The 14,649-nt window shown below is 66.1% G+C and carries 12 protein-coding genes; 3 read left to right on the top strand and 9 right to left on the bottom strand.

The window, feature by feature from the left end; all coding sequences use genetic code 11:
* Positions 1-6 precede the first annotated feature (6 nt).
* From J1M43_RS02650 to J1M43_RS02635, 4 genes are all read right to left on the bottom strand, one after another.
* Complete coding sequence (locus J1M43_RS02650; RefSeq protein WP_206475646.1) at positions 7-1,641, bottom strand: fucose isomerase; 1,635 nt, start codon at positions 1,639-1,641, stop codon at positions 7-9.
* Complete coding sequence (locus J1M43_RS02645; protein ID WP_206475645.1) at positions 1,638-4,226, bottom strand: GH116 family glycosyl-hydrolase; 2,589 nt, start codon at positions 4,224-4,226, stop codon at positions 1,638-1,640. Before J1M43_RS02645 ends, J1M43_RS02650 begins: the two co-directional genes overlap by 4 nt.
* Complete coding sequence (locus tag J1M43_RS02640; RefSeq protein WP_206475644.1) at positions 4,219-5,715, bottom strand: FGGY-family carbohydrate kinase; 1,497 nt, start codon at positions 5,713-5,715, stop codon at positions 4,219-4,221. Before J1M43_RS02640 ends, J1M43_RS02645 begins: the two co-directional genes overlap by 8 nt.
* Before the next feature lie 105 nt (positions 5,716-5,820).
* Positions 5,821-6,804 carry a LacI family DNA-binding transcriptional regulator gene (locus J1M43_RS02635; RefSeq protein WP_206475643.1) on the bottom strand — a complete coding sequence of 328 codons (984 nt, stop codon included), beginning with the start codon at positions 6,802-6,804 and terminating at the stop codon, positions 5,821-5,823.
* A gap of 166 nt (positions 6,805-6,970) precedes the next feature.
* On the opposite strand from J1M43_RS02635, the gene J1M43_RS02630 reads away from it, so the two are divergent.
* Genes J1M43_RS02630 through J1M43_RS02620 form a run of 3 tightly spaced genes read left to right on the top strand, consistent with a single transcriptional unit; the run spans position 6,971 to position 9,914 of the window.
* A complete protein-coding gene (locus J1M43_RS02630; RefSeq protein WP_206475642.1) occupies positions 6,971-8,104 on the top strand; it encodes a glycoside hydrolase family 172 protein in 1,134 nt (377 codons plus the stop codon).
* A gap of 9 nt (positions 8,105-8,113) precedes the next feature.
* Entirely contained in the window at positions 8,114-8,860 is a 747-nt protein-coding gene (locus J1M43_RS02625) for an SDR family oxidoreductase (RefSeq protein ID WP_206475641.1), read from the top strand.
* A 25-nt stretch (positions 8,861-8,885) separates the two neighbouring features.
* A complete protein-coding gene (locus J1M43_RS02620; RefSeq protein WP_206475640.1) occupies positions 8,886-9,914 on the top strand; it encodes a beta-propeller fold lactonase family protein in 1,029 nt (342 codons plus the stop codon).
* A gap of 27 nt (positions 9,915-9,941) precedes the next feature.
* On the opposite strand, the gene J1M43_RS02615 is transcribed toward J1M43_RS02620, so the two are convergent.
* The 5 genes from J1M43_RS02615 to J1M43_RS02595 form a co-directional block, all read right to left on the bottom strand.
* The gene (locus J1M43_RS02615) at positions 9,942-10,760 is read right to left on the bottom strand and encodes an esterase family protein (protein WP_241245176.1); all 819 of its coding nucleotides are present in this window, start codon (positions 10,758-10,760) and stop codon (positions 9,942-9,944) included.
* 8 nt (positions 10,761-10,768) lie between these two features.
* Positions 10,769-11,368 carry a hypothetical protein gene (locus J1M43_RS02610; RefSeq protein ID WP_206475639.1) on the bottom strand — a complete coding sequence of 200 codons (600 nt, stop codon included), beginning with the start codon at positions 11,366-11,368 and terminating at the stop codon, positions 10,769-10,771.
* A gap of 2 nt (positions 11,369-11,370) precedes the next feature.
* The gene (locus J1M43_RS02605) at positions 11,371-12,264 is read right to left on the bottom strand and encodes a carbohydrate ABC transporter permease (RefSeq protein WP_206475638.1); all 894 of its coding nucleotides are present in this window, start codon (positions 12,262-12,264) and stop codon (positions 11,371-11,373) included.
* Position 12,265: 1 nt separating this feature from the next.
* Positions 12,266-13,192, bottom strand: coding sequence for a carbohydrate ABC transporter permease (locus J1M43_RS02600; RefSeq protein ID WP_206475637.1), 927 nt, complete (start codon positions 13,190-13,192; stop codon positions 12,266-12,268).
* Between the two features lie 70 nt (positions 13,193-13,262).
* A complete protein-coding gene (locus tag J1M43_RS02595) occupies positions 13,263-14,627 on the bottom strand; it encodes an extracellular solute-binding protein (RefSeq protein ID WP_206475636.1) in 1,365 nt (454 codons plus the stop codon).
* Between the last annotated feature and the right edge of the window lie 22 nt (positions 14,628-14,649).

The raw sequence follows: 14,649 nt of genomic DNA, 5'->3' as shown, positions 1-14,649 counted from the left end.
GCCCGATCAGATCGCGACGTCGCCGATCAGGTTCACCTTGATGCCCATGCCGTCGAACATCGCCGCCTTCGCGATGAGTGCCTTGTCGGCGGTCTCAGCGTCGGGCGCGTAGACGAGCTGGGCGTGGTTCGCCTTGTGGCGTGCCATGAACTGGTCGCGAGAGACGCCGTGCAGCACGACGTGCGCGAGCGGCCATTCCTCGTTCGTGGCGGCCTTGCGGCGCTGGGTCTCCTCCTCCGGCAGCTCGACGACGGATGCGCGGAAGATGTCGGCCTGAAGGATGCCGTCGGCGATGAAGACGCGGCTCAGCACCACTTCACCCGGCATGGAGACGCCGTTGAGCGTTGCCCCACCCGCGGGGAAGAACACGTGCCCCTGTCGCCACCCTTCTGCTTTGTCCCAGCCGCCCAGGTGCGAGGCAGGCACCGAACCGGAGATCTCATACGCCCAGACGAACTGGCCGTCGAACTCCTCGCCCCAGCGCACGTCATGCAGGGTGTTGTCGGGCACGAGGCCCATGGCACGCCACACGCGGTCCGTGACCAGAGCGTCGACCCCGACGCCCTCGTCGGCCTCGTTGAAGTGCGGGAACGCGCGGCCCTCGTGCAGAACGCGCGAGCCGTCGCGCGAGGTCACCGGAGGGCGCTCGGTGGAGTTCAGAATGCCTTCAGCGAGGTCGGACGCCGGGACGAGATCCTTCAGACCCTGCTGGTACTGGATGCCGACAGCATCCAGTCCGAAGTCATCCGCGATGCGCAGAGCGGCGATGTACATCTTCATCTGCCACTGCACCTGCTCGCGGGTGAGTTCGGTCGTACCGTCCTCGCCGTAGCGGAAGGTCATGCCGTGATCGATGAGCCAGTCGTATGCGGCATCCGCCTCGTACTCCTGCACCTGAAGCATCTCCGCATAGAGCGCCGACTGCGAGAGTCGCTCCTTGTAGATGCCGGTCTGGTTGAGCAGTTCGTCGTCGAAGATGGCGTTGTACATGCCCATGCAGCCCTCGTCGAAGACGCCGATGATGGCCTTCTCGTCGCGCAGCTGCGCGGCAAGCGCCTCGCCGAGCTGCTTCTCTGGACTGTCCGGCAGGGCCGGCAGTTCGCGCACGTGCGAGTAGTCATGGGTGATCGTGCCGGTCTCGATCCACTCCTTGATGGTGGCCTTGAACCAGTCATCGGAGAAGTCGACCGACCAGGTCGACGAGTACGGCTTGTCCATCTTGGTGAGTCCGGCGTTCAGGCCGAGCAGGCCGACCAGCCCCGGCCAGTCCGGTGCGAAGTTCGCGGTCGTGAGGATCGGGCCCTCGTGCGTGCGGAGCCCTGCGAGCACGTGATGCGAGTACTGCCAGTTGGCGATCGCGACGATCAGCGGGGCGTCGGTCGGGATGTTCTTGAAGACCTCCATGCCCATGCGCTGGCTCGAGATGTAGCCGTGGCCGGTCTCCGGGTCGACGTCGAATGCGCGGATGACGTTCCAGCCGAGCTCGTTGAAGACGCCGGTGACGCTGACCTCGAGCGCGGCCTGCGTCGCCCACCCCGCGGTGTTGGCCGACTCGCGCAGATCACCGGAGGTGATCAGGTACGCGGTCTTCGGGGCGGATGCCGGGCGGGATGCCGCGGCGGGAAGGGTGTAGGTGCTCATGATTCCTCCGGGGTTGGGGTCTGTGGAAGTCGCGTGGTGTGAGATTCACCCGCGACGAGTCGGATGCCGCGGGCGATGCTCTCGCCGTGCAACAGCAGTTCGTCGATGTCGAGGGTTCCGCCGTCGAGGCGCAGGGTGAGGCCGGATGAATCGATCTCGACTCTCCCCCATCCCGAGCCCGTCGTGAACAGGCTGCGGAACGGCTCGTTCACGTCGCGGGCCGGGGCGAAGGCGAGCGTGCGCGTCGGCGCATCCCACTGCGCTCCGCTCGCGCCGAGCAGCAGCGCCCACGAGGCGAGGGAGCGCGCGTAGTGATTGCCGCACTCGATCTCGTTCCAGGGGCTTCGATGCGCACCGTCGTAGCGAGCCCGCAGCGTGCGTTCGATGAGCAGCGCGTCATCGACACGACCGGCGAAGAGCAGTGAGGCCGCGACCTGATGCTCGATACCGGTCCAGACCTCGTCCGAGTACACGAACGGGATCGCGGGACGGCCACCGTCGGGCCATGACGCGAGCAGCAGGCCGCCCTCATCGTTCAGGGCGTAGACGCGCTGTGTGCTCTCGTGCGCCGAGAGATCAGGGCGGTGGTTGTGGCCGACGATCGCTGCGAGCGCGGAGTCGACGTGATCCTTGGGAAGGATGTACCCGAGCCCGCCCACGAAGGCGTGGAACTGCCCGAGCAACTGATCCGAGAGCACACCGTCGCCGTACTGATAGCGGTGGCTGTCAGGATCGTCGATGACCTGCCGGTAGTACTCGCCGTTCCAAAGCACGGCGTCCATGGCTTCAGCTACCCGGTCGGCCTGCTCCGCCCACGTCCGAGCCTTCTCGCCCTCATCGAGGTGGGCTGCCATGCGCGTTCCGGCACGGAGTGCGGCGAGGTGGATGCCGTTCGCCAGCGGTTCTATGCCGTGGAACTCGATGTCGTAGGTGTTGTGCAGCTCGCCGTCGAGCAGGCCGTCGCCGTCGCGATCCCACTCGCGCGCGGCATAGTCGAGCGAGCGGGATGCCGCGGGCCACAGTTCGGCGAGGAAGTCGTCGTCGCCACTGAAGCGCCATTCGCGATGCAGGCGCAGGAGCGTGCCCAGCTGGCCGTCCACCGCCGGTCCCATGAACCATGACGGTCCGCCGAAGATGCGATTGCCGCGGAACTTCTGTGCACCGGAGTCATCGGTCTCGAGCAGATACTCGGCCCGGCGTGCGCTGCGCTCGAGCGCAGGGAACAGCCATGCGAGCGTCTGCGCGTACGACCACACGTGCGTGCAGGTCCCCTCGCACGACCCAGAATGATCGAACGACCCTTCCCAGGCGGCGAAGACCGGGCCGTCGCCGAGTGCCGGGTTGGGCGATTCCAGCACGAAGGCGGTCGTCGAGCGGATCGCGGCGATGTTCGCGCCGATGGCATCGGTGAGGGCGGGGTCGAGGCTCCCGCCGTACAGCGCGTCGACGAACGCTTCGGTGCTCTCTTCGAGTGCAGGAAGATTCGCGTGCAGGTACGCAGCGGCCGACCAGGCGTCCGGCCAGAGCGTCGCGTAGCGGTTCTTGACGACACCGGAGGCCTCCGCGTCAGCAGCGACGATGTGGCCATGCCATCCACGCGATCGGTTCGGGAAGCTCCATGACAGCACGAACTCGAAGTCGACGCTCTCACCCGGCGCGATGGTGTGCACAATCCCCAGGGAACCGGTGCGGATGCGCGGGAGCCGCGCCATCATCTGCTCTTCGGTGAAGCTGCCATCGACCGCATCGTCGAGCTCGGCGAACAGGCCGCGCGGACGGTCTTCGAGCGTCAGTCGGGGCTCAGGTGCGAGCATCCCGTCGTCGGTGAGGTCGTTCCAGAACAGGCGTGCCCCATCGGGCCAGTAGCTCGTGACCCATTGCGGTTTCACGGTGGTCGCGGCATCCGTCGTCGTGAGACTCAGCGTTCCGTAACCGGGGTCGTCGTTCGGCAGGTCGATGTCGAAATCGAGTCCCCGGACGGCGCCGTCGTCTCGCCACTGCACGGATTGAGTACCGCGCATGCCCCACGGCGCATCGGTGCCCGGCTTCGCGCGGCCGGCGGTGTGCGACATGCTGCCGACGACTGTGACGGCGGCCGGGGTCGTGCCGGGATTCGTGACGCGGTAGCGCAGCACCGCGGCGGGGATTCCGGATGCGTCGGCGTCCAGCGGAACGAACGGCGTGAACGCGTGCAGCGCCACATCGACGGGCAGCACCTCATCGGTGAAGTCGACGTCGACGACGGGATATTCGCCGTGCAGCGTCGCCGAATCCAGCCGCGGGAGCCCGGCGAGCTGGTCGAAGGCGTAACCTGCATCCGCGTCGTGGCGACCCTCGAGCCGCGCCTCGAGCACTCGGGTCACCGCCGGCCCATCCTGCGGAGCGGCATGGATCGCGAAGAACGAGTGCGGGTTGCGTCTGCCCTTGTCCGGCAGGTTCTCGAACTCCCAATCGCGCAGCTCGCCTCGCGCACCGATCGACACGTTCCCCGTGCCGATGCCGCCGAGAGGAAAGGCGGTCGCCTGGGAGGTGTGCGGGATGCCGCGCGCGCGACGCGGGTCGTCGCCATGTCGCCGCTCACGCATGGGACGCTCCTCGTTGTTCTGCCGCAAGTTCGTGGGCGACGTCTTTCGTGCCTTCGTACAGCCGCACGTAGCGATCGAAGAGCGTGTCGTAGAAACTGCGGAGGTCGGGGTTCGGCGTGATGGTCTGCGTGATCGGGTTCCAATCGGCGATCGCGGGTGCCGCACCGTCGGCGGCGATGGCGGATGCAGCGAGGAATGCGGCACCGTAGCTGGCGCCGATCGTGGTCGCCGGCACCTCCTGCACGAGGCCGGTCACATCCGAGATGACCTGCAGCCAGAGCTGCCCCTGCGTTCCGCCGCCGACCGCGACGATGCGGCGGATGTCGGCACCCGCAGCCCGCATGGTCTCGACGTTGTGGCGCACCCCCAGCGCGGTCGCCTCGAGTGCGGCGCGGTACAGATCGCCTCTGCCATGCTCGAGCGTGAGCCCCGCGACGATGCCGCGGGCGTCCGGGTCCTGAATGGGCGTACGCTCCCCTGCGAAGTACGGCAGGATCAGCAGGCCTCTGGCGCCCGCGCCCGAGGACTCGGCCTCAGCGAGGAGTTCCGGATAGTCGGATCCGGTGAGGTCTTTGAGCCATGCGGTGAGTGCGCCGGAGGTGGAGAGTCCGCCGGCGAGGTTGCGTGTGCCGGGGAACGCCCCGGCCGTGGTCCACATCGACGGCGTGCGCAGGGTCTCCGCACCGGTCGCGACGAGAAACATCGTCGTGCCGTACATGAGCATGAGATCGCCGACCTCGTGGGCGCCGACGCTGACCGCTTCAGTCCACGCATCGATCGTCCCGGTGATGACCGGTGTGCCCGCCGGGATGCCGGTGAGAGCTGATGCCGCGGCTGTCACCTCACCCGCGATGTCGCCCGCCCAGGTGAGTCGCGGCTGCTCGATCGTGCCGGCGTACCGCTGCCACCACGGGTCGTACCAGGTCTCGTTCTCGATGTCGTAGAGCGGAGACGTCTGACTCGCGGACTGGTGGTCGAGCACATAGGCGCCGGTGAGCTTGCGGGCGAGCCAGGATGCCGGCATGAAGAAGCGCCGGGCGTCGGTCCACGCATCCGGTTCCTCGTCGGAGATCCAGGCGATCTTCGCGCCGCCCGCCTGAGAGGTCAGGGTCGATCCGCCGACGCGCGTGATCTCATCGATGCCGAGTTCGTCCGTCATGCGCGCGATCTGGGCACCGGAGCGCGTGTCGACGCCGTAGAGGATCGCGGGTCGCACGGGCTCGTCATCGGCGTCGGCGAGCAGCACGCACGGGCCCATCCCGCTCACGCCCACGGCGGTGATCTCCGCATTTGGATGCGCCGTGGTCAGCTCATTCGCAATACTCACGAACTCGTCCCACCAGATGTGCGCATCCATCTCGACCCATCCGGTGTGGGGACGGTCGACCTCGTGGGCACGTGTTGCGGATGCGGCGATCGTGCCGTCCGCCGCGACGAGGACGCCCTTGGTGCTCGACGTGCCGATGTCGACTCCGAGCGAGTAGCGCATGGGCGGTCCTCCTTGAACGCAGATCCTCTGTGCAACTGTACGCGAAATCGATTTCATGACGCAAGCGCGAACGACGCCCCGAGAGCGGGGCTGCGCTCGGGGTGCTCAGCGAAGAACGCTGGCCGCCTGCAGTTCGTTGCGCAGCACGACTGTGCGGGCGGGCTGCTCATCGCCGCCGATCCGCTCCAGCAGCATCTTGGCCGCCGTGACTCCCATGTGACGCGCTGGCAGCCGAACGACCGTGACAGCCGTGGGAGACAGGGTCGTGAAAGGCAACGAGCCGATGACCGCGACACCGACCTTCGGCGGCGTGAGCCCATGCTCGGTGAGCACCTGGATCGCTCCCACACCGATGAGGTTGTTGCCCGCGACGACCGCGTCCGGAGGCTCAGGCATGGCGAGCAGCTCTTCCATCGCCGCGCGGCCACCGTCGACGCGGAAGGTCGCGAAGCGCAGCAGTGCGGCGAGATCAGCCTCAGGCTGCGCCTGCGTGAGCGCGGCCCGCCACCCGGCTGCGCGCTCGGCTGCCGTGTCGATGTGCTCCGGACCGCCGATGTAGGCGATCCGTTGATATCCGGCGTCGATCAGGGCCTTCGTCGCCGACGTGCCGGCAGCACGGTTCGCCATCACCACGCCGTCGACGTCGTAAGTCGTGCTGCGGTCGACCGCCACCAGCGGTCGTCCTGTCGCCAGGATCAGATCGAGGTCTGACAGTTCAGATGCGGTCGCGATGATCACGCCGGACATGTTCTCCGAGATCGCGATCTGCAGATACGTCGACTCCTTTTCGACCTGAGCGTCCGAGTTGCACAGCACGACCGAGTATCCGGCCTCAGAGGCGACATCCTCGACCCCGCGTGCCATCTCGGTGAAGTACGGATTCTCGATGTCGGGGATGATCAGACCGATCACCTCGGAGCTCTGCCTTCGCAGCGTGCGCGCTGTGCGACTCGGAACGAACTTCAGCTCTTTCGCGGCATCCCGCACCGCCTTCGACTTCTCGACGGAGACGCTCGTACCGTTGAAAACGCGCGAGACAGTCGCCGGAGACACGCCGGCCAGCTCTGCGACGTCGTAGATCGTGGCCATGCCCACCCTCACTGCATACTCCGGTCGAACCGGGCGTGAAGCAACAGTATCGCGCGTGCGACGTTCTGTGGCGCGCAAATCTGAAATCGATTACAGTGGTCACGATCTCGCTGCGTCGGCATCGCCGCTGCACATTCCACACAGACACAAGGACGTGAAAGTAGAGATGACTCACTCACCCTCTGACCTGGCAACGATCGCAGCCCTGCGCCCGGTGCAGACCCGATCGATCTCGCCGGAGAACTTCGACGGATCCGTCGGCGGCGGCGGGCGAGCCACCACCGGAACGGGCGCCGAGTGCGCGCGCGACCTCGGGCCGGGCTGGAAGATCTCCCCGAGCGTGGACATCAAGGCGGGCGAGACGTTCGATCTCGCGAACATCCAGGGCGCGGGCAAGATCACGCACATCTGGATCACCACCCACACTGACAACTGGCGCACACTGCTGCTGCGCGCCTACTGGGACGGCGCGGAGGAGCCGGCGGTTGAGGTTCCCTACGGCGACTTCTTCTGCAACGGCTGGGGTGTCTTCGCGCAGGTGAACTCGCAGACGATCGCCGCCAACCCGCACGGCGGCTTCAACTCCTACTGGCCGATGCCGTTCCGCGAAGGCGCTCGCCTCACGGTGGAGAACACGTCCGAAGTCGATGTGCGCGTCTACTACCAGGTCACCTACGAGATCGGTGGCGACTACTCGAACGACGCGTACTTCCACGCGCAGTGGCGCCGGTCGAACCCGCTCGAAGATCGGACACCGCACGTCATCCTCGAGGGCATCGAGGGTCAGGGCCAGTACGTCGGCACCTACATCGCCTGGGGCGTCAACTCCAACGGCTGGTGGGGGGAGGGTGAGATCAAGTTCTACCTCGACGACGACACTGACTATCCGACGATCGCCGGCACGGGCACCGAGGACTACTTCGGCGGTGCGTGGAACTTCGACATCCCCGGCAAGGGCTACACCGAGTTCTCCACCCCCTACCTCGGCATGCCTCAGGTGATCAAACCCGACGGCCTGTACGTGAGCCAGCAGCGCTTCGGCATGTACCGCTGGCACCTGCTCGATCCGATCCACTTCACCACCGGCATCCCCAAGGTCGACATCCAAGCGCTCGGATGGCGCAGCGGCTGGCGCTATCTGCCGCTGCGCGACGACATCGCCTCCACTGCCGTGTTCTACCTCGACCGGCCTACCGCTCGCCGCCCGAGGACGCCCAGCGCCGACGACCTGGAGGTTCACCTAGGAACCGCTCCGGTTCCCGACATCGGTGCGACCCCACCACGGGCACCGCGGGACTGAGCGCTGAACATGACTGACGCCATATATCCCGATCTCAAGGGCAAGCTCATCGTCGCCACCGGCGGCGGTCGCGGAATCGGCCTCGCCACCGTTCGCCGCTTCCTCGCGCAGGGAGCGCGCGTGGTCGTACTCGATCTCGCCAACGGCGACGTCGACCTGGAAGCGGAGTTCGTCGAGGTCGATGTGACGGATGCCGGCGCCGTGGCACACGCGGCCGATGAACTGGTGGCGCGACTCGGCACCCCGGACGTCGTGCTGAATGCCGCCGGCATCGTGCGCTCGGCGAGCGCAGAAGACATGTCCGCCGAGGACTGGACGCGTGTCATCGATGTGAACCTCTCCGGCACGTTCCACGTCTGCCAGGCTTTCGGCCGGCACATGCTTGCCGCTGGTCGCGGCGCGATCGTCAACATCGCCTCCATGAGCGGATCTGTGAGCAATTTCCCGCAGAAGCAGGTGAGCTACAACGCGTCGAAGGCCGGCGTGATGCACCTCACGAAGACGCTCGCCGGAGAATGGGCCGACCGCGGAGTGCGCGTCAACTCGGTCTCCCCCGGCTATATCGCCACCGATCTGACCGCGGCACTGCTCGAGCGAGAGCCCGAGCTCGGTGAGATCTGGCGTGAGCGCACGCCGACCGGCCGTCTGGGCACTCCGGACGAAGTCGCATCGATCATCCTGTTCCTCGCTTCGGACGCGTCGAGCCTGATGACCGGATCCGACGTGATGGCCGACGGCGGCTACACCGTCTGGTGAGGCCACCAACCCGTACGATCGAGGGATGACCGACTCTTCGCTCGTCCTGGTCGCCAATGCGGGCGACGGCACCATCAGTTCCTTCCGCCTCGAAGACGGGCGGCTCGAGCGACTGGCCGTCACCGAAGGTCTCGACGGATGCTCGACTTTCGCCGTAGACGCCGGTCGCGATCTCGTCTATGCCGGAGTCAAGGGCTCCCCCGCCGGCATCCTGACTCTCTCGTTGGATCGCGAGAGCGGGCAGCTCACGTCCAGGTCGCGCCTGGATCTGCCCGACGGAGGAATGAACTACCTCGCTCTGACCGCCGACGGCACCGGCCTGCTCGGTGCGTCGTACGGCGGCGGCTACGGCATCAGCTGCCCGGTCTCCGATGGCAAGGTCGGCGAGCCGGTTTCGAGGATCGAGTTCCCGAATCTGCACTCCGTGCTGCCGAGCGCCGACGGCCGCTTCGCCTACTTCGTGGCGCTGGGCGCCGACCTGGTGGCGCAGTATGCGTTGGCGGACGACCTTCGGCTCGCGCCGCTGGAGCCTGCGACAGTCGCCGCCCCGGCGGGCAGCGGCCCGCGCCACCTCGTGCTGAACGCGGCGCAGGATGCGGTGTACGTGCTCACCGAGTTCTCCGGCGAAGTGCTGCACTACGGTCGCGACACGACCAGCGGAGAGCTCACCCTTCGGGGTGAAGCCACTGCGTACGACACGACCAAGGGGCTCGGCCACAGCGTCTTCGGCGCTGACCCGCTTGCGAACCACTACATCTGGGGCGCCGACCTGCACTTCGGCGCGGGCGGCAACCGCCTCTGGTGCTCGGAGCGCACCGAGAGCATCTTGGGCGCGGTGGCAGTGGCCGATGACGGATCGGTGTCGGCACCGGCGCGCTTCACCGTCACCGAGACACAGCCACGTGGGTTCGCCGTCAGCCCCGACGGCGCCTATCTCATCGCCGCCGGAGAACGGTCGACGACCGTCTCCCTCTACGCCGTCCGCGATGATGAGCTCGAACTGCTTCAGCGGGCCGAAACCGGCACCGGCGCGAACTGGGTCCGCTTCGTCTGAGACAGTCTCACACGCTCACTGGACCCATCACTCCCACAACCAGCCGAGGGCGTCCGGCAGCAGCACGCCGGTGTGATTGAGGTCGTGGCCTCCGTCGCCCAGAACGAATCTGTGCGCATAACCCGCCTCCGCGAACGCTGCCGCGACCTGCAGGTTCTCGCTCAACCAGTTCATGTGAGTAGAACGTGCGTTGAGATCGTTGGTGCCAGCCTGTTGGAAGACGCGAAGTGGCCGCGGCGCTCCCGCGCGGATGGCATCCGGATACGGATTGCCGCCAGGAATCTGGGCGAAGCTGGATAGGAACATCGCCACACGTTCGAATGCCTCCGGCCGACACCACGCCGCTGTGAGCGCGCAGTTTCCACCACTGCTGCCGCCGACGATCGCGCGCCTCGCGGCGTCATCCTCGATCGAGACGATGTCGGCGACCCTCGGCAAGATCTCATCGATGACCAGATCGGCGTAACGGGCGTCGAACGCGTCATACTCCGCGTTCCGATTCCCCGGCTCACCCGGATCGATGAAGACGCCGACAGAAGGAGGCATCTGTCCGTCGTGAACAAGATTGTCGAGCACGACGCCAGCACGCACCTCGCCTGCAGGATCGTAGTAGAGGCCCCCGTCCTGGAAAACCGTCACGGCAGAGCGCTCGAATCGTTCTGCCGCCGCGGTGATGTGCACCCGGACGTCTCTGCTCGCGCCAGGAAACGACCGCGACGTCGCCATATGGAAGCGAACCATGCGCCCCGCCGTGACTTCGGGACGCTGTGAGGACTGAGGCCCGTACTCGTACCGCGTCGGACCGTCCGATCCAGGCAACGGCACATAGCGCATCTTCTCTGTCATGCGAGCGGCTATCCTCTGCGCCTGCGACCAGTCAGGACCGTTCGCACCCAGGACTTCACGCGCTCGGCGACATCCGCCGGCGACAGGGCGTCTGTGTCGATGATGCTTACCGGCCACCGCGGATCGTCGGGCTGGAGGTGCTCCCACCGCTCCCAGACCATGCGCGTGGCCGTCTCGACTCGCACGACCTCGGGGGCGTGCTGCGGATCCCGCGCGTGTGCGCCGAACCAGACACCGAATCGCAGATGGTGCACGAGAGAGTCGGCGGTTTCACCGCGGCCGATAAGCCGAGCTTCCTGCACCTCGGGTGAGGAGTGCAAGACACAGACGGCGATGCCGTCGAGCCGATCGACCGACGGCGCGGCCAGTAGCTCCCCCGGCGGCACCTGCCCTGCCAGCAGCACGTGCCGCCCGGCATCCTGCTCCTCGACCGCGAAGCGGAACCAGTGCTCGATCGCACCGTGCCGCCATGCCGTGTCCGCCCCGGCCGGGACCCCGACCGAATCGAACTCGACGCATGTGACGTCGCCCCCGAGGTCAGATGCCTCGAGGGCCGCGAGCACCGTCGACTTGCCGACGCCGCTCGCCCCCGTCACCGAGAGCAGCATCGCTACTTCAGCCCTGCCATCTTGATGTTGCCGATGATCTGGCGCTGGAAGATGAGGAACAGGATGACCACGGGCGCGGCCGCGAGCACGGAACCTGCCATCAGCAGTCCCAGCTCTGTCGAGCGCTCGGAGCGGAACGTCGCGAGGTACTGCTGCACGACGAAACGCTCAGGGCTGGTGATCGTCAGGATCGGCCAGACGTAGGAGTTCCAGTATGCGAGGAACGCGGTGATGCCCATCACGACGAACGGCGGCTTCGACAGCGGCAGGAAGATCCGCACGAAGATCGCGAATCGTCCGCATCCGTCGAGCATCGCCGCCTCTTCGAGGCTCGCCGGGATGTTGAGGTAGAACTGCCGGATGAAGAACACCGTCGCCGCGCTCGCGGCTCCTGGCAGAACGAGCACCGCGAGGGTGTCGAGCATGCTGAGCTTGGTGACGACGATGAAGCTGGTGAGGAGGATCGTCATGGCCGGAATGAACATCGTGGTGATGACGATCGTCCAGATCGTCTTCTTGAACCGGAACTCCAACCGTGCGAACGCATAAGCGGCGAGCGAGTTGATCGTGAGGCTGAGGAGCGTGAACAGGACGGCGCCCATGAACGTCCACCCCATGGTGAGCGTGAACGTGGGATCCGACAGGATCTGCACGTAGTTCTCCCACTTCCACACCTCCGGGAAGAACTGGAACGGCGTCTGAATGACCTCGGTCTTCGACTTGAAGCCGGCGATCACCATCCATGCGAGCGGGAAGAGCGCGGCGACGAGGAACAGGAGTCCGGCGATCCCCTTGCCGATGAGCACCAGCCACGAGCCGGGCGTGCGCGGCAGCGGCTTGCGCTGGGGCTCTTTGCCTGCGAGGACGATCCGCGTCGTGTCCTGAACGATGGCCATCTCAGTCCACCAGCCTCTCCGAGTTGACGAATCTGAAGACCACGGCCGAGACCGTGCCCAGCACCACGAACATCAGCAGGGCGGCGGCGATCGAGTAGCCGACGTTGATGTCGTTGCGGAAGTGATTGAAGATGAACAGGTTCGGCAGCATGGTCGAATCCAGAGGCCCGCCGTTCGTCATGACGAGCGGAAGTTCGAACTGCTGAATCGCGGCGACGAAGCCGGTGATCAGAAGGTAGAGGAGGATGTTCTTCATCTGCGGGAGTGTGATGTAGGCGGTCTTCTGCCACCAGTTCGCGCCCTCCATCGCGGCGGCCTCGTAGAACTCCTGGGGGATGTCGACCATCGCCGCCACCATGATCAGAGACGTGAGACCCATGCCCAGCCAGATCGCCGGAACCGCGATGGCGAGCAGCGCCCATGCAGGGTCGCCGATCCACGCGATCGGATCGATACCGAAGAACGCGAGGAACCAGTTGAGCAGACCGCCGGAGTAGTCGTAGATGAGCACGAAGATGATCGACGTGATCACCGCGGAGATGATCGTCGGGATGTAGATGCTGACCTTCAGGATGCCGGCGAACCTCTTGCCGACGCTGACGACCAGGCTGGCGAAAAGGAATGCCAGGACCAGCATGGGCGGCACGGTCAACGCCACGAAGCCGAAGCCGCGAGCGACAGAGGACCAGAACAGCGGGTCTGACATCACATCCGTGAAGTTCTTCCAGCCGACGAATTCAGGGTCCTTGTAGAAGCTCCAGTTCTGGAACGAGAGGTAGCCCGCGTAGATCGCCGGCCAGATCACGAAGATCCCGAGCAGGACCACCACCGGCACCAGGAACCAGTAGGCGATCTTGTCGTCCCGGAATCGATGCCGGTTCCGCCTCTGCCGGATCATCCGGCGTTCTTGCACAGCTTGACTGGCCATGTCCACCTCATCGTTCGGGTGCGTCGCGGTTCGAGGGCCGGGATGGCCCCGGCCCTCGACGTGAGCGCTGTCAGTTCTTCGGTGCCTTATCGGCCAGTCCGTCGCGATCGATCACGGTCTGGATCGCGTTGTTCGCGGTCTTGATCGCGTCGTCAGCGGATGCTGCGCCCTTCATGACCGACTCGAAAGCGGTGCCGACGGCGAGCGAGACGTCCCACGGGTACGTCGGCTCGGGGATCGCGGTGGGTGCGATCTCGTTGACGATGATGTCCGACCATGGTGCGTCGCCGGCTTCGTCGCTCTCGGCGACGGCATCCTGCACGGACTGCCGGACCGGCACCTTCGTGAACTGCGTGTCTACGAAGAACGGCACGACGTTCTCCGGGTCGCCGGCGATCGCCCAGCTGAGGAACTCACCGGCGGCATCGGCGTTCTTGGTCTTCGCATCGACGACCCATTTGAAGTTGCCGAGCGTGGTGGCCGTGCGGTCGTCGGAGCCTTCCGCGTTCGGGAACGCGCCGATACCGGTCTTGCCGAGCAGATCGGCGTAGTCGGACCCGATCTCCGACATCATCCACGAGCCGGACACCTTGAAGGCGACCTTCTGCTCGCCGAAGTCCTTACCCTCGACGTATGCGGCAAGCGGCTGCTTGGGCATGTAGCCCTCGTCCCAGAGCGTCTTGTACTGCTCCATCATCGCGCGGTAGCCGTCGTCGTCGATGTTCGGCGCCGTCCAGTCGTCGGTCAGCGCTGTGTGACCGGCGAAGTTGTGCTGCTGGCCGACCGACGACCACGCGAAGGTGGCTGCGTCCTGCGCGGGTGAGATGCAGTACTGACCCGACCCGAGCGTCGGTTGGATCTTGGCGCAGGCCGCCATGAGGTCGTCCCAGGTCTCGGGGCCGTTCTCCGAATCGACGCCGGCCGCGTCGAGCAGGTCCTTGTTCCAGAAGAGGACGGTCTGGGGTTCGAGCAGCAGCGGATACGCGTAGAACGTGCCGTCGATCTCGGAGACGGGCTTCGCCGCGTCGATGATCTCCGCGAGCGCGTCCTTCGGAACGATCGAATCGAGGTCGTGCAGCTGCCCTGCGTTGACGGCATCCTGGATGCTGCCCGCGTGCGTGTAGACGTCAGGAGCCTTGCCCGCGGCCTGCGCTGCCTTCATCTTCTGGTCCCAGGCGTCGGCGGGGACCTCGGTGTCGACGACCTTGATCTCGTCCTGAGACTCGTTGAACTTCTTGACGATGCCCTCGTACCACTCGTTCTCGACCGGGGTGAACGTGCGATGCCAGAACTGGATGGTGGTGACGCCGGCTTCTCCGCCACCGTCGCCTGCAGCCTCTCCGGGCGTACCGGATCCGCAGCCTGCGAGCATCGTGCCGACGGTCAGCGCGCCGAGTGCGGCGATGACGGTGCGACGAGTGCGTGTCGTTCTCATTGGTTCCTCCTCAGGAACACGA

The sequence above is a fragment of the Microbacterium sp. KRD172 genome, from assembly GCF_017168295.1.
In the GTDB taxonomy this organism is placed as follows: Bacteria; Actinomycetota; Actinomycetes; order Actinomycetales; family Microbacteriaceae; genus Microbacterium; species Microbacterium profundi.
Note: the sequence above shows the minus strand (reverse complement) of the source record. Positions and strands in the feature narration are given on the sequence as shown.